Origin of the sequence: Citrobacter sp. R4 (assembly GCF_026719175.1) — a bacterium.
In the GTDB taxonomy this organism is placed as follows: Bacteria; Pseudomonadota; Gammaproteobacteria; order Enterobacterales; family Enterobacteriaceae; genus Citrobacter_A; species Citrobacter_A sedlakii.
Genome location: NZ_JAPPSU010000022.1, coordinates 1 through 15,230 on the forward strand (window position 1 = coordinate 1; position 15,230 = coordinate 15,230).

Below are 15,230 nucleotides of genomic sequence, written 5' to 3' on the forward strand. Positions count from 1 at the left end.
GTCATACTCCGTTCTTCAAAGGCTACCGTCCGCAGTTCTACTTCCGTACAACTGACGTGACTGGCACCATCGAACTGCCGGAAGGCGTAGAGATGGTAATGCCGGGCGACAACATCAAAATGGTTGTAACCCTGATCCACCCGATCGCGATGGACGACGGTCTGCGTTTCGCAATCCGTGAAGGCGGCCGTACTGTAGGTGCGGGCGTGGTTGCTAAAGTTCTGGGCTAATTATTCATTAATTAGTATTGAACTGAAAAGGGCGCTTCGGCGCCCTTTTTGCTGCCTGCTACGCAGCTGTCACAAATCTTCGCAAATTTGTCTTTCCTTCCGCCGCGTAAGCAGAATTGTGCTATTGTAATCATAACTATTCTCATTTACACTTTGCGCAGAAATTGAACGGGAGCGATCATGTACGTTTGTTTGTGTAATGGTGTAAGTGATAAGAAAATTCGTCAGGCTGTACGTCAGTTTCATCCTCAATCGTTCCAACAGTTACGTAAGTTTATTCCTGTCGGAAATCAATGCGGTAAATGTATACGAGCGGCACGTGAAGTCATGCAGGACGAATTGACGCAAATGCCAGAGTTTAAAGAAATCGCCTGAGTCACACTCTTTTTTTTGACATCCCTGTAGCCCCATCTACGCTCAAGAGAGTGGAAGCGGAGGGACTATAAAATGAAAGGTGATGTTAAAATCATAAATTATCTCAATAAACTATTGGGAAATGAGCTTGTCGCGATTAACCAGTATTTTCTTCATGCCCGTATGTTCAAAAACTGGGGACTCACTCGCCTTAATGATGTCGAGTACCATGAATCCATTGATGAGATGAAACACGCCGATAAATACATCGAGCGTATTTTGTTTCTTGAAGGGATCCCAAACCTGCAGGATCTTGGCAAGCTGGGTATCGGTGAAGACGTCGAAGAGATGTTACAATCCGATCTTCGGCTCGAGCTTGAAGGGGCAAAAGACCTGCGTGAAGCCATCGCCTATGCCGATACCATTCATGATTACGTCAGCCGGGACATGATGATCGAGATCCTGGCGGATGAAGAAGGGCATATTGACTGGCTGGAAACCGAGCTGGATCTCATCGCTAAGTTGGGTATCCAGAACTACCTGCAATCGCAGATTCAGGTCACAAGCTAATACCCCCAGTCATTAATTGATGACATCCAGTGATGAAACCCGCCGCCGCCAGAAATGGCCCAAAAGGCAGCGGGTTTTTTAACGCTCTCTTTCCGCGAATGAGCGTCTCTGCTGCAACGCACAGGCTGGCAAGCAGCGATGCGCAAAGCACCAACAGCGGTAACGATGGCCATCCATGCCACGCGCCCAACGCGGCAAGAAACTTCACATCACCATAACCCAGCCCCTCTTGTCCGCGAATAAACCGATAAGTCCAGTACAAGCCAGCAAATCCCATATAGCCTGCGACGGCGCCCCATAGCGCATCGGCGAGCCGTGCCGGAAAAAAGCATTGATGAAAAACCAACCCGATCCACAACAGAGGGCAGGTGACGCGGTCTGGCAGCACACCGGTGCGTAAGTCATAAAGCGCCAGGTACAGGGTCGATGAAACATAGCAAAGCAGAAAGGGCAGGGCGGTTATCATTGGGCAATCTCCCAGCTAAAAAGCGTCACTGTAATGAAGGACTGCCGGAGAACAAGCGGCATTATCAGGATATGCGCGCGGATTTCCGCCGTCACTGTCAGCCGAGTTTGCATTGCAATACAACGCTGAAGGCTGCTCGCATTCAGGGGAAAATGTTTAATATCTACGCGATGCTTGCGTCAGGCTGAGATTTGCGTATAATGCGCGGGCTTGTCTTAATCGACGGCAGGTTCGATTTGAACCTCGGGTAACCGATTTGGTTATCTCACAATGCTCCCAATCGGGGAGCTACGTAAGAACGGTTACACTCTCCCATCAATCGTAATGGGTCTGAGGAGTAATCATTTTCGTTTATAAAATAATTGGAGCTCTGGTCTCATGCAGAACCAAAGAATCCGTATCCGCCTGAAAGCGTTTGATCATCGTCTGATCGATCAATCAACCGCGGAAATCGTCGAGACTGCTAAGCGCACTGGTGCGCAAGTCCGTGGTCCGATCCCGCTGCCGACCCGCAAAGAGCGCTTCACCGTTCTGATCTCCCCGCACGTTAACAAAGACGCGCGTGACCAGTACGAAATCCGCACTCACAAGCGTCTGGTTGACATCGTTGAGCCAACCGAGAAAACCGTTGATGCTCTGATGCGTCTGGATCTGGCTGCCGGTGTAGACGTGCAGATCAGCCTGGGTTAATCAGGTCATCGAGCGATTGAGAGGTTGAAACAATGATTGGTTTAGTCGGTAAAAAAGTGGGCATGACTCGCATCTTCACTGAAGATGGCGTTTCAATCCCAGTAACCGTAATCGAAGTTGAAGCAAACCGTGTTACTCAGGTTAAAGACCTGGCTAACGATGGCTACCGCGCAATCCAGGTTACCACCGGTGCTAAAAAAGCTAACCGTGTAACCAAGCCGGAAGCGGGTCATTTTGCTAAAGCTGGCGTAGAAGCTGGCCGTGGTCTGTGGGAATTCCGTCTGGCTGAAGGCGAAGAGTTCACCGTAGGTCAGAGCATTAGCGTTGAGCTGTTTGCTGAAGTTAAAAAAGTTGACGTAACTGGCACCTCTAAAGGTAAAGGTTTCGCAGGTACCGTTAAGCGCTGGAACTTCCGTACCCAGGACGCGACTCACGGTAACTCCTTGTCTCACCGCGTTCCGGGTTCTATCGGTCAGAACCAGACTCCGGGCAAAGTGTTCAAAGGCAAGAAAATGGCAGGTCAGCTGGGTAACGAACGTGTCACTGTTCAGAGCCTGGACGTAGTACGTGTTGACGCTGAGCGCAACCTGCTGCTGGTTAAAGGTGCGGTCCCGGGTGCAACCGGCTGCGACCTGATCGTTAAACCAGCTGTGAAGGCGTAAGGGGATAGCAATGGAATTAGTATTGAAAGACGCGCAGAGCGCGCTGACTGTTTCCGAAACTACCTTCGGTCGTGATTTCAACGAAGCGCTGGTTCACCAGGTTGTTGTTGCTTATGCAGCTGGTGCTCGTCAGGGTACTCGTGCTCAGAAGACTCGTGCTGAAGTAACTGGTTCCGGTAAAAAACCGTGGCGCCAGAAAGGTACCGGCCGTGCGCGTTCAGGTTCTATCAAGAGCCCGATCTGGCGTTCTGGTGGCGTGACCTTCGCTGCGCGTCCGCAGGACCACAGTCAAAAAGTTAACAAGAAGATGTACCGCGGCGCGCTGAAAAGCATTCTGTCCGAACTGGTACGTCAGGATCGTCTGATCGTTGTCGAGAAGTTCTCTGTTGAAGCGCCTAAAACTAAGCTGCTGGCACAGAAACTGAAAGACATGGCTCTGGAAGATGTGCTGATCATCACCGGTGAGCTGGACGAAAACCTGTTCCTGGCCGCACGTAACCTGCACAAGGTTGACGTACGCGATGCGACGGGTATCGACCCGGTTAGCCTGATCGCCTTCGACAAAGTCGTAATGACTGCTGATGCTGTTAAGCAAGTTGAGGAGATGCTGGCATGATTCGTGAAGAACGTCTGCTGAAGGTGCTGCGCGCACCGCACGTTTCTGAAAAAGCGTCTACTGCGATGGAAAAAACTAACACCATCGTTCTCAAAGTTGCTAAAGACGCGACCAAAGCAGAAATCAAAGCTGCTGTGCAGAAACTGTTTGAAGTCGAAGTCGAAGTCGTTAACACCCTGGTCGTTAAAGGGAAAGTTAAACGTCACGGACAGCGTATCGGTCGTCGTAGCGACTGGAAAAAAGCTTACGTCACCCTGAAAGAAGGCCAGAACCTGGACTTCGTTGGCGGCGCTGAGTAAGTCGGAGGAGTAATACAATGGCAGTTGTTAAATGTAAACCGACATCTCCGGGTCGTCGCCACGTAGTTAAAGTGGTTAACCCTGAGCTGCACAAGGGCAAACCTTTTGCTCCGTTGCTGGAAAAAAACAGCAAATCCGGTGGTCGTAACAACAATGGCCGTATCACCACTCGTCACATCGGTGGTGGCCACAAGCAGGCTTATCGTATTGTTGACTTTAAACGCAACAAAGACGGTATCCCGGCAGTTGTTGAGCGTCTTGAGTACGATCCGAACCGTTCCGCGAACATCGCGCTGGTTCTGTACAAAGATGGCGAACGCCGTTACATCCTGGCCCCTAAAGGCCTGAAAGCTGGCGACCAGATCCAATCTGGCGTTGATGCTGCAATCAAACCAGGCAACACCCTGCCGATGCGCAATATCCCGGTTGGTTCTACCGTTCATAACGTAGAAATGAAACCAGGTAAAGGCGGTCAGCTGGCACGTTCCGCAGGGACTTACGTTCAGATCGTTGCGCGCGATGGTGCTTATGTCACCCTGCGTCTGCGTTCTGGTGAAATGCGTAAAGTCGAAGCAGACTGCCGTGCAACTCTGGGCGAAGTTGGCAATGCTGAGCATATGCTGCGCGTTCTGGGTAAAGCAGGTGCTGCACGTTGGCGTGGTGTTCGTCCGACCGTTCGCGGTACCGCGATGAACCCAGTAGACCACCCACATGGTGGTGGTGAAGGTCGTAACTTTGGTAAGCACCCGGTAACCCCGTGGGGCGTTCAGACCAAAGGTAAGAAGACCCGCAGCAACAAGCGTACTGATAAATTCATCGTACGTCGCCGTAGCAAATAATTTTAGAGGATAAGCCATGCCACGTTCTCTCAAGAAAGGTCCTTTTATTGACCTGCACTTGCTGAAGAAGGTAGAGAAAGCGGTGGAAAGCGGAGACAAGAAGCCCCTGCGCACTTGGTCCCGTCGTTCAACGATCTTTCCTAACATGATCGGTTTGACCATCGCTGTCCATAATGGTCGTCAGCACGTTCCGGTATTTGTAACCGATGAAATGGTCGGTCACAAACTGGGTGAATTCGCACCGACTCGTACTTATCGCGGCCACGCTGCTGATAAAAAAGCGAAGAAGAAATAAGGTAGGAGGAAGAGATGGAAACTATCGCTAAACATCGCCATGCTCGTTCTTCTGCTCAGAAGGTCCGCCTTGTTGCTGACCTGATTCGCGGTAAGAAAGTGTCGCAGGCTCTGGATATTCTGACCTACACCAACAAGAAAGCGGCTGTATTGGTCAAGAAGGTTCTGGAATCTGCCATTGCTAACGCTGAACACAACGATGGCGCTGACATTGACGATCTGAAAGTTACGAAAATTTTCGTAGACGAAGGCCCGAGCATGAAGCGCATTATGCCGCGTGCAAAAGGTCGTGCAGATCGCATCCTGAAGCGCACCAGCCACATCACTGTGGTTGTGTCCGATCGCTGAGACTCTGGAGACTAGCAATGGGTCAGAAAGTACATCCTAATGGTATTCGCCTGGGTATTGTAAAACCATGGAACTCTACCTGGTTTGCGAACACCAAAGAATTCGCTGACAACCTGGACAGCGATTTTAAAGTACGTCAGTACCTGACGAAGGAACTGGCTAAAGCGTCCGTATCTCGTATCGTTATCGAGCGTCCGGCTAAGAGCATCCGTGTGACTATTCACACTGCTCGCCCGGGTATCGTTATCGGTAAGAAAGGCGAAGACGTAGAAAAACTGCGTAAGGTCGTAGCGGATATCGCTGGCGTTCCTGCACAGATCAATATCGCCGAAGTTCGTAAACCTGAACTGGACGCAAAACTGGTTGCTGACAGCATCACTTCTCAGCTGGAACGTCGTGTTATGTTCCGCCGTGCGATGAAGCGTGCTGTACAGAACGCAATGCGTCTGGGCGCTAAAGGTATCAAAGTTGAAGTTAGCGGCCGTCTGGGCGGCGCGGAAATCGCACGTACCGAATGGTACCGTGAAGGTCGCGTACCGCTGCACACTCTGCGTGCTGACATCGACTACAACACCTCTGAAGCGCACACCACTTACGGTGTAATCGGCGTTAAGGTATGGATCTTCAAAGGCGAGATCCTGGGTGGTATGGCTGCTGTTGAACAACCGGAAAAACCGGCTGCGCAACCTAAAAAGCAGCAGCGTAAAGGCCGTAAATAAGGAGCGTCGCTGATGTTACAACCAAAGCGTACAAAATTCCGTAAGATGCACAAAGGCCGTAACCGCGGTCTGGCTGCAGGCGCGGATGTTAGCTTCGGCAGCTTCGGTCTGAAAGCTGTTGGCCGTGGTCGTCTGACTGCCCGTCAGATCGAAGCAGCACGTCGTGCTATGACCCGTGCAGTTAAGCGTCAAGGTAAGATCTGGATCCGTGTATTCCCGGACAAACCGATCACTGAAAAGCCGCTGGCAGTGCGTATGGGTAAAGGTAAAGGTAACGTGGAGTATTGGGTTGCCTTGATTCAGCCGGGTAAAGTCCTGTATGAAATGGACGGCGTACCGGAAGAGCTGGCCCGTGAAGCATTCAAGCTGGCAGCAGCGAAACTGCCGATTAAAACCACCTTTGTAACTAAGACGGTGATGTAATGAAAGCAAAAGAGCTGCGTGAGAAGAGCGTTGAAGAGCTGAACACCGAGCTGCTGAACCTGCTGCGTGAGCAGTTCAACCTGCGTATGCAGGCTGCAAGTGGCCAGCTGCAACAGTCTCACCTGTTGAAGCAAGTGCGTCGCGATGTCGCACGCGTTAAGACTTTACTGACTGAGAAGGCGGGTGCGTAATGACCGATAAAATCCGTACTCTGCAAGGTCGCGTTGTTAGCGACAAAATGGAGAAATCCATTGTTGTTGCTATCGAACGTTTTGTGAAACACCCGATCTACGGTAAATTCATCAAGCGTACGACCAAACTGCACGTACATGACGAGAACAACGAATGCGGTATCGGCGACAAGGTTGAAATCCGTGAATGCCGTCCGCTGTCCAAGACTAAGTCCTGGACACTGGTTCGCGTTGTAGAGAAAGCGGTTCTGTAATACAGTACGCATTCTCAACGAATAAACGGCTCAGCGATGGGCCGTTTATTTTTTCTACCCATATCGTTTGAGCGGTGTTATAATGCCGCGCCCCCGATATGGGGCTTTTTTAACGACCTGATTTCGGGTCTCAGTAGTAGTTGACATTAGCGGAGCACTAAAATGATCCAAGAACAGACTATGCTGAACGTCGCCGACAACTCCGGTGCACGTCGCGTAATGTGTATCAAGGTTCTGGGTGGCTCGCACCGTCGCTACGCAGGCGTAGGCGACATCATCAAGATCACCATCAAAGAAGCAATTCCGCGTGGTAAGGTCAAAAAAGGTGATGTGCTGAAGGCGGTAGTGGTGCGCACCAAGAAGGGTGTTCGTCGCCCGGACGGTTCTGTCATTCGCTTCGATGGTAATGCATGCGTTATTCTGAACAATAACAGCGAGCAGCCTATCGGTACGCGTATTTTTGGGCCGGTAACTCGTGAGCTTCGTACCGAGAAGTTCATGAAAATTATCTCTCTGGCACCAGAAGTACTCTAAGGAGCGAATCATGGCAGCGAAAATCCGTCGTGATGACGAAGTTATCGTGTTAACCGGTAAAGATAAAGGTAAGCGCGGTAAAGTTAAGAATGTCCTGTCTTCCGGCAAGGTCATTGTTGAAGGTATCAACCTGGTTAAGAAACACCAGAAGCCGGTTCCGGCTCTGAACCAACCAGGCGGCATCGTTGAAAAAGAAGCTGCTATTCAGGTTTCTAACGTTGCAATCTTCAATGCGGCAACCGGCAAGGCTGACCGTGTAGGCTTTAGATTCGAAGACGGTAAAAAAGTCCGTTTCTTCAAGTCTAATAGCGAAACTATCAAGTAATTTGGAGTAGTACGATGGCGAAACTGCATGATTACTACAAAGACGAAGTAGTTAAAAAACTCATGACTGAGTTTAACTACAATTCTGTCATGCAAGTCCCTCGGGTCGAGAAGATCACCCTGAACATGGGTGTTGGTGAAGCGATCGCTGACAAGAAACTGCTGGATAACGCAGCAGCTGACCTGACAGCAATCTCCGGTCAAAAACCGCTGATCACCAAAGCACGCAAATCTGTTGCAGGCTTCAAAATCCGTCAGGGCTATCCGATCGGCTGTAAAGTAACTCTGCGTGGCGAACGCATGTGGGAGTTCTTTGAGCGCCTGATCACTATTGCTGTACCGCGTATCCGTGACTTCCGTGGCTTGTCCGCTAAGTCTTTCGATGGTCGTGGTAACTACAGCATGGGTGTCCGTGAGCAGATCATCTTCCCAGAAATCGACTACGATAAAGTCGACCGCGTTCGTGGTTTGGATATTACCATTACCACTACTGCGAAATCTGACGAAGAAGGCCGTGCTCTGCTGGCTGCCTTTGACTTCCCGTTCCGCAAGTAAGGTAGGGTTACTGAATGGCTAAGCAATCAATGAAAGCACGCGAAGTAAAACGCGTAGCTTTAGCTGATAAATACTTCGCGAAACGCGCTGAACTGAAAGCGATCATCTCTGATGTGAACGCTTCCGACGAAGATCGTTGGAACGCTGTTCTTAAGCTGCAGACTCTGCCGCGTGATTCCAGCCCGTCTCGTCAGCGTAACCGCTGCCGTCAAACAGGTCGTCCACATGGCTATGTGGGCAAGTTCGGGTTGAGCCGTATCAAGCTACGTGAAGCCGCAATGCGCGGTGAAGTACCAGGCTTGAAAAAGGCTAGCTGGTAATTGTCACCAATTGAATCACGGGAGTAAAGACAGATGAGCATGCAAGATCCGATCGCGGATATGCTGACCCGTATCCGTAACGGTCAGGCCGCGAACAAAGCTGCGGTCACCATGCCTTCCTCCAAGCTGAAAGTGGCAATCGCCAACGTGCTGAAGGAAGAAGGTTTTATCGAAGATTTTAAAGTTGAAGGCGACACCAAGCCGGAACTGGAACTGACTCTTAAGTATTTCCAGGGTAAAGCTGTTGTAGAAAGCATTCAGCGTGTCAGCCGCCCAGGTCTGCGCATCTACAAACGTAAAGATGAGCTGCCGAAAGTTATGGCGGGTCTGGGTATCGCGGTTGTTTCTACCTCTAAAGGTGTTATGACTGATCGTGCAGCGCGCCAGGCTGGTCTTGGTGGCGAAATTATCTGCTACGTAGCCTAATCGGAGGAAAAAATGTCTCGTGTTGCTAAAGCACCGGTCGTTGTTCCTGCCGGCGTTGATGTAAAAATCAACGGTCAGGTTATTACGATCAAAGGTAAAAACGGCGAGCTGACTCGTACTCTCAACGATGCTGTTGAAGTTAAACATGCAGATAATGCACTGACCTTCGGTCCGCGTGATGGTTACGTAGACGGTTGGGCTCAGGCTGGTACCGCGCGTGCCCTGCTGAATTCAATGGTTATCGGTGTTACCGAAGGCTTCACTAAGAAGCTGCAGCTGGTTGGTGTAGGTTATCGTGCAGCGGTTAAAGGGAATGTAGTAAACCTGTCCTTAGGTTTCTCTCACCCTGTTGACCATCAGCTGCCGGCTGGGATTACTGCAGAGTGCCCGACTCAAACTGAAATCGTGCTGAAAGGCGCTGATAAGCAGGTGATCGGCCAGGTTGCAGCAGATCTGCGCGCCTACCGTCGTCCTGAGCCTTATAAAGGCAAGGGTGTTCGTTACGCCGACGAAGTCGTGCGTACCAAAGAGGCTAAGAAGAAGTAAGGTAACACTATGGATAAGAAATCTGCTCGTATCCGTCGTGCGACCCGCGCACGCCGCAAGCTCCAGGAGCTGGGCGCAACTCGCCTGGTGGTACATCGTACCCCGCGTCACATTTACGCACAGGTAATTGCACCGAACGGTTCTGAAGTTCTGGTAGCTGCTTCTACTGTAGAAAAAGCTATCGCTGAACAACTGAAGTACACCGGTAACAAAGACGCGGCTGCAGCTGTGGGTAAAGCTGTCGCTGAACGCGCTCTGGAAAAAGGCATCAAAGATGTGTCCTTTGACCGTTCCGGGTTCCAATATCATGGTCGTGTCCAGGCACTGGCAGATGCTGCCCGTGAAGCTGGCCTTCAGTTCTAAGGTAGAGGTGTAAGATGGCTCACATCGAAAAACAAGCTGGCGAACTGCAGGAAAAGCTGATCGCGGTAAACCGCGTATCTAAAACCGTTAAAGGTGGTCGTATTTTCTCCTTCACAGCTCTGACTGTAGTTGGCGATGGTAACGGTCGCGTTGGTTTTGGTTACGGTAAAGCGCGTGAAGTTCCAGCAGCGATCCAGAAAGCGATGGAAAAAGCCCGTCGCAATATGATTAACGTCGCGCTGAACAACGGCACCCTGCAACACCCGGTTAAAGGTGTTCACACGGGTTCTCGTGTATTCATGCAGCCAGCTTCCGAAGGTACCGGTATTATCGCCGGTGGTGCAATGCGCGCCGTTCTGGAAGTTGCTGGGGTTCATAACGTTCTGGCTAAAGCATACGGTTCCACCAACCCGATCAACGTGGTTCGTGCAACTATTGATGGCCTGGAAAATATGAATTCTCCAGAAATGGTCGCTGCCAAGCGTGGTAAATCCGTTGAAGAAATTCTGGGGAAATAAACCATGGCAAAGACTATTAAAATTACTCAAACCCGCAGTGCAATCGGTCGTCTGCCGAAACACAAGGCAACGCTGCTTGGCCTGGGTCTGCGTCGTATTGGTCACACCGTAGAACGTGAGGATACTCCTGCCGTTCGTGGTATGGTCAACGCGGTTTCCTTCATGGTTAAAGTTGAGGAGTAAGAGATGCGTTTAAATACTCTGTCTCCGGCCGAAGGCTCCAAAAAGGCGGGTAAACGCCTGGGTCGTGGTATCGGTTCTGGCCTCGGTAAAACCGGTGGTCGTGGTCACAAAGGTCAGAAGTCTCGTTCTGGCGGTGGCGTACGTCGCGGTTTCGAGGGTGGTCAGATGCCTCTGTACCGTCGTCTGCCGAAATTCGGCTTCACTTCTCGTAAAGCAGCGATTACAGCCGAAGTTCGTCTGTCTGACCTGGCGAAAGTAGAAGGCGGCGTTGTAGACCTGAACACGCTGAAAGCGGCTAACATTATCGGTATCCAGATCGAGTTCGCGAAAGTGATCATGTCTGGTGAAGTCACTACTCCGGTAACTGTTCGTGGCCTGCGTGTTACTAAAGGCGCTCGTGCTGCTATCGAAGCTGCTGGCGGTAAAATCGAGGAATAAGTAGCAGATGGCTAAACAACCGGGATTAGATTTTCAAAGTGCCAAAGGTGGCTTAGGCGAGCTGAAACGCAGACTGCTGTTTGTTATCGGTGCGCTGATTGTGTTCCGTATTGGCTCTTTTATTCCGATCCCTGGTATTGATGCCGCTGTACTTGCCAAACTGCTTGAGCAACAGCGAGGCACCATCATTGAGATGTTCAACATGTTCTCTGGTGGTGCTCTCAGCCGTGCTTCTATCTTTGCCCTGGGTATTATGCCGTACATTTCGGCATCGATTATTATCCAGCTGCTGACGGTGGTTCATCCAACGTTGGCGGAAATTAAGAAAGAAGGGGAGTCTGGTCGTCGTAAGATCAGCCAGTACACCCGTTACGGTACTCTGGTGCTGGCAATATTCCAGTCGATCGGTATTGCTACCGGTCTGCCGAATATGCCTGGTATGCAAGGCCTGGTGATGAACCCGGGCTTTGCATTCTATTTCACCGCTGTTGTAAGTCTGGTCACGGGAACCATGTTCCTGATGTGGTTGGGCGAACAGATTACTGAACGGGGTATCGGTAACGGTATCTCAATCATTATCTTCGCCGGTATTGTCGCGGGTCTCCCGCCAGCCATCGCCCATACTATCGAGCAAGCGCGTCAAGGCGACCTGCACTTCCTCGTGTTGCTGTTGGTTGCAGTATTAGTATTTGCAGTGACGTTCTTTGTTGTATTTGTTGAACGTGGTCAACGCCGCATTGTGGTAAACTACGCGAAACGTCAGCAAGGTCGTCGTGTCTATGCTGCACAGAGCACACATTTACCGCTGAAAGTGAATATGGCGGGGGTTATCCCGGCTATCTTCGCTTCCAGTATTATTCTGTTCCCGGCAACCATCGCGTCATGGTTCGGGGGCGGTACTGGTTGGAACTGGCTGACAACAATTTCGCTGTATTTGCAGCCTGGGCAACCGCTTTATGTGTTACTCTATGCGTCTGCAATCATCTTCTTCTGTTTCTTCTACACGGCGTTGGTCTTCAACCCGCGTGAAACAGCAGATAACCTGAAGAAGTCCGGTGCATTTGTACCAGGAATTCGTCCGGGAGAGCAAACGGCGAAGTATATCGATAAAGTAATGACCCGCCTGACTCTGGTCGGTGCGCTTTATATTACCTTTATCTGCCTGATCCCGGAGTTCATGCGTGATGCAATGAAAGTACCGTTCTACTTCGGTGGGACCTCACTGCTTATCGTTGTTGTCGTGATTATGGACTTTATGGCTCAAGTGCAAACTCTGATGATGTCCAGTCAGTATGAGTCTGCATTGAAGAAGGCGAACCTGAAAGGCTACGGCCGTTAATTGGTCGCCCGAGAAGTTACGGAGAGTAAAAATGAAAGTTCGTGCTTCCGTCAAGAAATTATGCCGTAACTGCAAAATCGTTAAGCGTGATGGTGTCATCCGTGTGATTTGCAGTGCCGAGCCGAAGCATAAACAGCGCCAAGGCTGATTTATTCGCATATTTTTCTTGCAAAGTTGGGTTGAGCTGGCTAGATTAGCCAGCCAATCTTTTGTATGTCTGTACGTTTCCATTTGAGTATCCTGAAAACGGGCTTTTCAGCATGGTGCGTACATATTAAATAGTAGGAGTGCATAGTGGCCCGTATAGCAGGCATTAACATTCCTGATCAGAAACATGCTGTGATCGCATTAACGTCGATCTACGGCATCGGTAAGACCCGTTCTAAAGCCATCCTGGCTGCAGCGGGTATCGCTGAAAATGTTAAGATCAGTGAGCTGTCTGAAGGACAAATCGACACGCTGCGTGACGAAGTTGCCAAATTTGTCGTTGAAGGTGATCTGCGCCGTGAAATCAGCATGAGCATCAAGCGCCTGATGGATCTTGGTTGCTATCGCGGTTTGCGTCATCGTCGTGGTCTCCCGGTTCGCGGTCAGCGTACCAAGACCAACGCACGTACCCGTAAGGGTCCGCGCAAACCGATCAAGAAATAATCGGGGTGATTGAATAATGGCAAAGGCACCAATTCGTGCACGTAAACGTGTAAGAAAACAAGTCTCTGACGGCGTGGCTCATATCCATGCTTCTTTCAACAACACCATCGTGACTATTACCGATCGTCAGGGTAACGCGCTGGGTTGGGCAACAGCCGGTGGTTCCGGTTTCCGTGGTTCTCGCAAATCCACTCCGTTCGCAGCTCAGGTTGCAGCAGAGCGTTGCGCTGACGCCGTTAAAGAATACGGCATCAAGAATCTGGAAGTTATGGTTAAAGGTCCGGGTCCAGGCCGCGAATCTACTATTCGTGCTCTGAACGCCGCTGGTTTCCGCATCACTAATATTACTGATGTGACTCCGATCCCTCATAACGGTTGTCGTCCGCCGAAAAAACGTCGCGTATAACGCTTCGTTTTCCAGGTTTGTTGGAGAAAGAAAATGGCAAGATATTTGGGTCCTAAGCTCAAGCTGAGCCGTCGTGAGGGCACCGACTTATTCCTTAAGTCCGGCGTTCGCGCGATCGATACCAAGTGTAAAATTGAACAAGCTCCTGGCCAGCACGGTGCGCGTAAACCGCGTCTGTCTGACTATGGTGTGCAGTTGCGTGAAAAGCAAAAAGTTCGCCGTATCTACGGTGTGCTGGAGCGTCAGTTCCGTAACTACTACAAAGAAGCAGCACGTCTGAAAGGCAACACCGGTGAAAACCTGTTGGCTCTGCTGGAAGGTCGTCTGGACAACGTTGTATACCGTATGGGCTTCGGCGCCACTCGTGCAGAAGCACGTCAGCTGGTTAGCCATAAAGCTGTTATGGTAAACGGTCGTGTTGTTAACATCGCTTCTTATCAGGTTAGTCCGAATGACGTTGTTAGCATTCGTGAGAAAGCGAAGAAGCAGTCTCGCGTGAAAGCCGCTCTGGAGCTGGCTGAGCAGCGTGAAAAGCCAACCTGGCTGGAAGTTGATGCTGGCAAGATGGAAGGTACGTACAAGCGTAAGCCTGAGCGTTCTGATCTGTCTGCGGACATTAACGAACACCTGATCGTCGAGCTTTACTCCAAGTAAAGCTTAGTACCAAAGAGAGGACACAATGCAGGGTTCTGTGACAGAGTTTCTAAAACCGCGCCTGGTAGATATCGAGCAAGTGAGTTCGACGCACGCCAAGGTGACCCTTGAGCCTTTAGAGCGTGGCTTTGGCCATACTTTAGGTAACGCACTGCGCCGTATTCTGCTCTCATCGATGCCGGGTTGCGCGGTGACCGAGGTTGAGATTGATGGTGTACTACATGAGTACAGCACCAAAGAAGGCGTTCAGGAAGACATCCTGGAAATCCTGCTCAACCTGAAAGGGCTGGCGGTGAGAGTTCAGGGTAAAGATGAAGTTATTCTTACCTTGAATAAATCTGGCATTGGCCCTGTGACTGCAGCCGACATTACCCACGACGGTGATGTCGAAATCGTCAAGCCGCAGCACGTGATCTGCCACCTGACCGATGAGAACGCGTCTATTAGCATGCGTATCAAAGTTCAGCGCGGTCGTGGTTATGTGCCGGCTTCTACCCGAATTCATTCGGAAGAAGATGAGCGCCCAATCGGCCGTCTGCTGGTCGACGCATGCTATAGCCCTGTAGAGCGTATCGCCTACAATGTTGAAGCAGCGCGTGTAGAACAGCGTACCGACCTGGACAAGCTGGTCATCGAAATGGAAACCAACGGCACAATCGATCCTGAAGAGGCGATTCGTCGTGCGGCGACCATTCTGGCTGAACAACTGGAAGCTTTCGTTGACTTACGTGATGTACGTCAGCCGGAAGTGAAAGAAGAGAAACCAGAATTCGATCCGATCCTGCTGCGCCCTGTTGACGATCTGGAATTGACTGTCCGCTCTGCTAACTGCCTCAAAGCAGAAGCTATCCACTATATCGGTGATCTGGTACAGCGTACTGAGGTTGAGCTTCTTAAGACGCCTAACCTTGGTAAAAAATCTCTTACTGAGATTAAAGACGTGCTGGCTTCCCGTGGTCTGTCTCTGGGTATGCGCCTGGAAAACTGGCCACCGGCAAGCATCGCTGACGAGTAACCG

At 50.7% G+C, this 15,230-nt stretch carries 30 protein-coding genes and 1 pseudogene; 30 read left to right on the forward strand and 1 reads right to left on the reverse strand.

The annotated features are described in order from the left end of the window. From tuf to bfr, 3 genes and pseudogenes are all read left to right on the forward strand, one after another. Window positions 1-230: pseudogene (tuf, locus tag OOJ60_RS23475) on the forward strand (elongation factor Tu); the annotation flags it as partial. 180 nt (window positions 231-410) lie between these two features. Continuing rightward, window positions 411-605, forward strand: a complete 195-nt coding sequence (gene bfd / locus OOJ60_RS23480; RefSeq protein ID WP_042293128.1) for a bacterioferritin-associated ferredoxin — start codon at window positions 411-413, stop codon at window positions 603-605. Window positions 606-677: 72 nt separating this feature from the next. Further along, window positions 678-1,154, forward strand: coding sequence for a bacterioferritin (bfr, locus tag OOJ60_RS23485; protein WP_042293126.1), 477 nt, complete (start codon window positions 678-680; stop codon window positions 1,152-1,154). On the opposite strand, the gene OOJ60_RS23490 is transcribed toward bfr, so the two are convergent. Next, entirely contained in the window at window positions 1,144-1,620 is a 477-nt protein-coding gene (locus OOJ60_RS23490) for a prepilin peptidase (RefSeq protein WP_205613262.1), read from the reverse strand. The genes bfr and OOJ60_RS23490 overlap by 11 nt on opposite strands. A gap of 378 nt (window positions 1,621-1,998) precedes the next feature. Here OOJ60_RS23490 and rpsJ point away from each other — a divergent pair, with 378 nt between their 5' ends. From rpsJ to OOJ60_RS23625, 27 genes are all read left to right on the forward strand, one after another. Next, a complete protein-coding gene (gene rpsJ, locus OOJ60_RS23495; RefSeq protein ID WP_001181005.1) occupies window positions 1,999-2,310 on the forward strand; it encodes a 30S ribosomal protein S10 in 312 nt (103 codons plus the stop codon). A 32-nt stretch (window positions 2,311-2,342) separates the two neighbouring features. Then, the gene (rplC, locus tag OOJ60_RS23500) at window positions 2,343-2,972 is read left to right on the forward strand and encodes a 50S ribosomal protein L3 (RefSeq protein WP_042293120.1); all 630 of its coding nucleotides are present in this window, start codon (window positions 2,343-2,345) and stop codon (window positions 2,970-2,972) included. Window positions 2,973-2,982: 10 nt separating this feature from the next. Next, entirely contained in the window at window positions 2,983-3,588 is a 606-nt protein-coding gene (gene rplD / locus OOJ60_RS23505) for a 50S ribosomal protein L4 (RefSeq protein ID WP_000424395.1), read from the forward strand. After that, window positions 3,585-3,887, forward strand: coding sequence for a 50S ribosomal protein L23 (gene rplW / locus OOJ60_RS23510; protein WP_000617546.1), 303 nt, complete (start codon window positions 3,585-3,587; stop codon window positions 3,885-3,887). Before rplD ends, rplW begins: the two co-directional genes overlap by 4 nt. Before the next feature lie 17 nt (window positions 3,888-3,904). Further along, complete coding sequence (rplB, locus tag OOJ60_RS23515; protein WP_000301864.1) at window positions 3,905-4,726, forward strand: 50S ribosomal protein L2; 822 nt, start codon at window positions 3,905-3,907, stop codon at window positions 4,724-4,726. A gap of 16 nt (window positions 4,727-4,742) precedes the next feature. Beyond that, window positions 4,743-5,021, forward strand: a complete 279-nt coding sequence (gene rpsS / locus OOJ60_RS23520) for a 30S ribosomal protein S19 (RefSeq protein ID WP_001138117.1) — start codon at window positions 4,743-4,745, stop codon at window positions 5,019-5,021. A 14-nt stretch (window positions 5,022-5,035) separates the two neighbouring features. After that, complete coding sequence (gene rplV, locus OOJ60_RS23525; protein ID WP_000447529.1) at window positions 5,036-5,368, forward strand: 50S ribosomal protein L22; 333 nt, start codon at window positions 5,036-5,038, stop codon at window positions 5,366-5,368. Window positions 5,369-5,385: 17 nt separating this feature from the next. After that, the gene (rpsC, locus tag OOJ60_RS23530) at window positions 5,386-6,087 is read left to right on the forward strand and encodes a 30S ribosomal protein S3 (protein WP_000529945.1); all 702 of its coding nucleotides are present in this window, start codon (window positions 5,386-5,388) and stop codon (window positions 6,085-6,087) included. 12 nt (window positions 6,088-6,099) lie between these two features. Then, window positions 6,100-6,510: a 50S ribosomal protein L16 gene (gene rplP / locus OOJ60_RS23535; RefSeq protein ID WP_000941208.1), complete on the forward strand. Its 411-nt coding sequence runs from the start codon at window positions 6,100-6,102 to the stop codon at window positions 6,508-6,510. After that, window positions 6,510-6,701: a 50S ribosomal protein L29 gene (rpmC, locus tag OOJ60_RS23540; protein WP_000644742.1), complete on the forward strand. Its 192-nt coding sequence runs from the start codon at window positions 6,510-6,512 to the stop codon at window positions 6,699-6,701. Before rplP ends, rpmC begins: the two co-directional genes overlap by 1 nt. Beyond that, window positions 6,701-6,955, forward strand: coding sequence for a 30S ribosomal protein S17 (gene rpsQ, locus OOJ60_RS23545; protein ID WP_002438707.1), 255 nt, complete (start codon window positions 6,701-6,703; stop codon window positions 6,953-6,955). The genes rpmC and rpsQ overlap by 1 nt, the downstream gene beginning before the upstream one ends. Before the next feature lie 162 nt (window positions 6,956-7,117). Continuing rightward, a complete protein-coding gene (rplN, locus tag OOJ60_RS23550) occupies window positions 7,118-7,489 on the forward strand; it encodes a 50S ribosomal protein L14 (RefSeq protein ID WP_002919748.1) in 372 nt (123 codons plus the stop codon). Between the two features lie 10 nt (window positions 7,490-7,499). After that, on the forward strand, window positions 7,500-7,814 hold the full coding sequence (gene rplX, locus OOJ60_RS23555; protein WP_000729185.1) for a 50S ribosomal protein L24: 315 nt from the start codon (window positions 7,500-7,502) through the stop codon (window positions 7,812-7,814). Between the two features lie 14 nt (window positions 7,815-7,828). Then, entirely contained in the window at window positions 7,829-8,368 is a 540-nt protein-coding gene (gene rplE / locus OOJ60_RS23560; protein WP_001096202.1) for a 50S ribosomal protein L5, read from the forward strand. A 14-nt stretch (window positions 8,369-8,382) separates the two neighbouring features. Next, complete coding sequence (rpsN, locus tag OOJ60_RS23565) at window positions 8,383-8,688, forward strand: 30S ribosomal protein S14 (RefSeq protein ID WP_012135425.1); 306 nt, start codon at window positions 8,383-8,385, stop codon at window positions 8,686-8,688. Between the two features lie 33 nt (window positions 8,689-8,721). Beyond that, window positions 8,722-9,114, forward strand: a complete 393-nt coding sequence (gene rpsH / locus OOJ60_RS23570) for a 30S ribosomal protein S8 (RefSeq protein WP_000062611.1) — start codon at window positions 8,722-8,724, stop codon at window positions 9,112-9,114. A gap of 12 nt (window positions 9,115-9,126) precedes the next feature. Then, the gene (gene rplF / locus OOJ60_RS23575) at window positions 9,127-9,660 is read left to right on the forward strand and encodes a 50S ribosomal protein L6 (protein WP_012135817.1); all 534 of its coding nucleotides are present in this window, start codon (window positions 9,127-9,129) and stop codon (window positions 9,658-9,660) included. Between the two features lie 9 nt (window positions 9,661-9,669). Then, window positions 9,670-10,023: a 50S ribosomal protein L18 gene (rplR, locus tag OOJ60_RS23580; protein ID WP_000358960.1), complete on the forward strand. Its 354-nt coding sequence runs from the start codon at window positions 9,670-9,672 to the stop codon at window positions 10,021-10,023. 14 nt (window positions 10,024-10,037) lie between these two features. Beyond that, entirely contained in the window at window positions 10,038-10,541 is a 504-nt protein-coding gene (rpsE, locus tag OOJ60_RS23585; RefSeq protein WP_000940121.1) for a 30S ribosomal protein S5, read from the forward strand. A gap of 3 nt (window positions 10,542-10,544) precedes the next feature. Continuing rightward, the gene (gene rpmD, locus OOJ60_RS23590) at window positions 10,545-10,724 is read left to right on the forward strand and encodes a 50S ribosomal protein L30 (RefSeq protein WP_001140434.1); all 180 of its coding nucleotides are present in this window, start codon (window positions 10,545-10,547) and stop codon (window positions 10,722-10,724) included. 3 nt (window positions 10,725-10,727) lie between these two features. Beyond that, window positions 10,728-11,162 (forward strand): 50S ribosomal protein L15, encoded by a 435-nt coding sequence (rplO, locus tag OOJ60_RS23595; RefSeq protein WP_012908430.1) that lies wholly within the window; start codon window positions 10,728-10,730, stop codon window positions 11,160-11,162. 7 nt (window positions 11,163-11,169) lie between these two features. Further along, on the forward strand, window positions 11,170-12,501 hold the full coding sequence (secY, locus tag OOJ60_RS23600) for a preprotein translocase subunit SecY (protein WP_001118864.1): 1,332 nt from the start codon (window positions 11,170-11,172) through the stop codon (window positions 12,499-12,501). 31 nt (window positions 12,502-12,532) lie between these two features. Then, window positions 12,533-12,649 (forward strand): 50S ribosomal protein L36, encoded by a 117-nt coding sequence (gene rpmJ, locus OOJ60_RS23605; protein ID WP_000868187.1) that lies wholly within the window; start codon window positions 12,533-12,535, stop codon window positions 12,647-12,649. Between the two features lie 146 nt (window positions 12,650-12,795). Then, complete coding sequence (rpsM, locus tag OOJ60_RS23610) at window positions 12,796-13,152, forward strand: 30S ribosomal protein S13 (protein ID WP_012908431.1); 357 nt, start codon at window positions 12,796-12,798, stop codon at window positions 13,150-13,152. A 16-nt stretch (window positions 13,153-13,168) separates the two neighbouring features. Next, entirely contained in the window at window positions 13,169-13,558 is a 390-nt protein-coding gene (gene rpsK / locus OOJ60_RS23615; RefSeq protein ID WP_001029684.1) for a 30S ribosomal protein S11, read from the forward strand. 33 nt (window positions 13,559-13,591) lie between these two features. Further along, complete coding sequence (gene rpsD / locus OOJ60_RS23620; RefSeq protein WP_012908432.1) at window positions 13,592-14,212, forward strand: 30S ribosomal protein S4; 621 nt, start codon at window positions 13,592-13,594, stop codon at window positions 14,210-14,212. Window positions 14,213-14,237: 25 nt separating this feature from the next. After that, window positions 14,238-15,227, forward strand: a complete 990-nt coding sequence (locus tag OOJ60_RS23625; protein ID WP_001162094.1) for a DNA-directed RNA polymerase subunit alpha — start codon at window positions 14,238-14,240, stop codon at window positions 15,225-15,227. The last annotated feature ends 3 nt before the right edge of the window (window positions 15,228-15,230 follow it).

Bases quoted from the DNA above. Each gene is read 5' to 3' on its own strand.
- bfd (WP_042293128.1), top strand. From the start codon at position 411: ATGTACGTTTGTTTGTGTAATGGTGTAAGTGATAAGAAAATTCGTCAG.
- bfr (WP_042293126.1), top strand. From the start codon at position 678: ATGAAAGGTGATGTTAAAATCATAAATTATCTCAATAAACTATTGGGA.
- OOJ60_RS23490 (WP_205613262.1), bottom strand. From the start codon at position 1,620: ATGATAACCGCCCTGCCCTTTCTGCTTTGCTATGTTTCATCGACCCTG.
- rpsJ (WP_001181005.1), top strand. From the start codon at position 1,999: ATGCAGAACCAAAGAATCCGTATCCGCCTGAAAGCGTTTGATCATCGT.
- rplC (WP_042293120.1), top strand. From the start codon at position 2,343: ATGATTGGTTTAGTCGGTAAAAAAGTGGGCATGACTCGCATCTTCACT.
- rplD (WP_000424395.1), top strand. From the start codon at position 2,983: ATGGAATTAGTATTGAAAGACGCGCAGAGCGCGCTGACTGTTTCCGAA.
- rplW (WP_000617546.1), top strand. From the start codon at position 3,585: ATGATTCGTGAAGAACGTCTGCTGAAGGTGCTGCGCGCACCGCACGTT.
- rplB (WP_000301864.1), top strand. From the start codon at position 3,905: ATGGCAGTTGTTAAATGTAAACCGACATCTCCGGGTCGTCGCCACGTA.
- rpsS (WP_001138117.1), top strand. From the start codon at position 4,743: ATGCCACGTTCTCTCAAGAAAGGTCCTTTTATTGACCTGCACTTGCTG.
- rplV (WP_000447529.1), top strand. From the start codon at position 5,036: ATGGAAACTATCGCTAAACATCGCCATGCTCGTTCTTCTGCTCAGAAG.
- rpsC (WP_000529945.1), top strand. From the start codon at position 5,386: ATGGGTCAGAAAGTACATCCTAATGGTATTCGCCTGGGTATTGTAAAA.
- rplP (WP_000941208.1), top strand. From the start codon at position 6,100: ATGTTACAACCAAAGCGTACAAAATTCCGTAAGATGCACAAAGGCCGT.
- rpmC (WP_000644742.1), top strand. From the start codon at position 6,510: ATGAAAGCAAAAGAGCTGCGTGAGAAGAGCGTTGAAGAGCTGAACACC.
- rpsQ (WP_002438707.1), top strand. From the start codon at position 6,701: ATGACCGATAAAATCCGTACTCTGCAAGGTCGCGTTGTTAGCGACAAA.
- rplN (WP_002919748.1), top strand. From the start codon at position 7,118: ATGATCCAAGAACAGACTATGCTGAACGTCGCCGACAACTCCGGTGCA.
- rplX (WP_000729185.1), top strand. From the start codon at position 7,500: ATGGCAGCGAAAATCCGTCGTGATGACGAAGTTATCGTGTTAACCGGT.
- rplE (WP_001096202.1), top strand. From the start codon at position 7,829: ATGGCGAAACTGCATGATTACTACAAAGACGAAGTAGTTAAAAAACTC.
- rpsN (WP_012135425.1), top strand. From the start codon at position 8,383: ATGGCTAAGCAATCAATGAAAGCACGCGAAGTAAAACGCGTAGCTTTA.
- rpsH (WP_000062611.1), top strand. From the start codon at position 8,722: ATGAGCATGCAAGATCCGATCGCGGATATGCTGACCCGTATCCGTAAC.
- rplF (WP_012135817.1), top strand. From the start codon at position 9,127: ATGTCTCGTGTTGCTAAAGCACCGGTCGTTGTTCCTGCCGGCGTTGAT.
- rplR (WP_000358960.1), top strand. From the start codon at position 9,670: ATGGATAAGAAATCTGCTCGTATCCGTCGTGCGACCCGCGCACGCCGC.
- rpsE (WP_000940121.1), top strand. From the start codon at position 10,038: ATGGCTCACATCGAAAAACAAGCTGGCGAACTGCAGGAAAAGCTGATC.
- rpmD (WP_001140434.1), top strand. From the start codon at position 10,545: ATGGCAAAGACTATTAAAATTACTCAAACCCGCAGTGCAATCGGTCGT.
- rplO (WP_012908430.1), top strand. From the start codon at position 10,728: ATGCGTTTAAATACTCTGTCTCCGGCCGAAGGCTCCAAAAAGGCGGGT.
- secY (WP_001118864.1), top strand. From the start codon at position 11,170: ATGGCTAAACAACCGGGATTAGATTTTCAAAGTGCCAAAGGTGGCTTA.
- rpmJ (WP_000868187.1), top strand. From the start codon at position 12,533: ATGAAAGTTCGTGCTTCCGTCAAGAAATTATGCCGTAACTGCAAAATC.
- rpsK (WP_001029684.1), top strand. From the start codon at position 13,169: ATGGCAAAGGCACCAATTCGTGCACGTAAACGTGTAAGAAAACAAGTC.
- rpsD (WP_012908432.1), top strand. From the start codon at position 13,592: ATGGCAAGATATTTGGGTCCTAAGCTCAAGCTGAGCCGTCGTGAGGGC.
- OOJ60_RS23625 (WP_001162094.1), top strand. From the start codon at position 14,238: ATGCAGGGTTCTGTGACAGAGTTTCTAAAACCGCGCCTGGTAGATATC.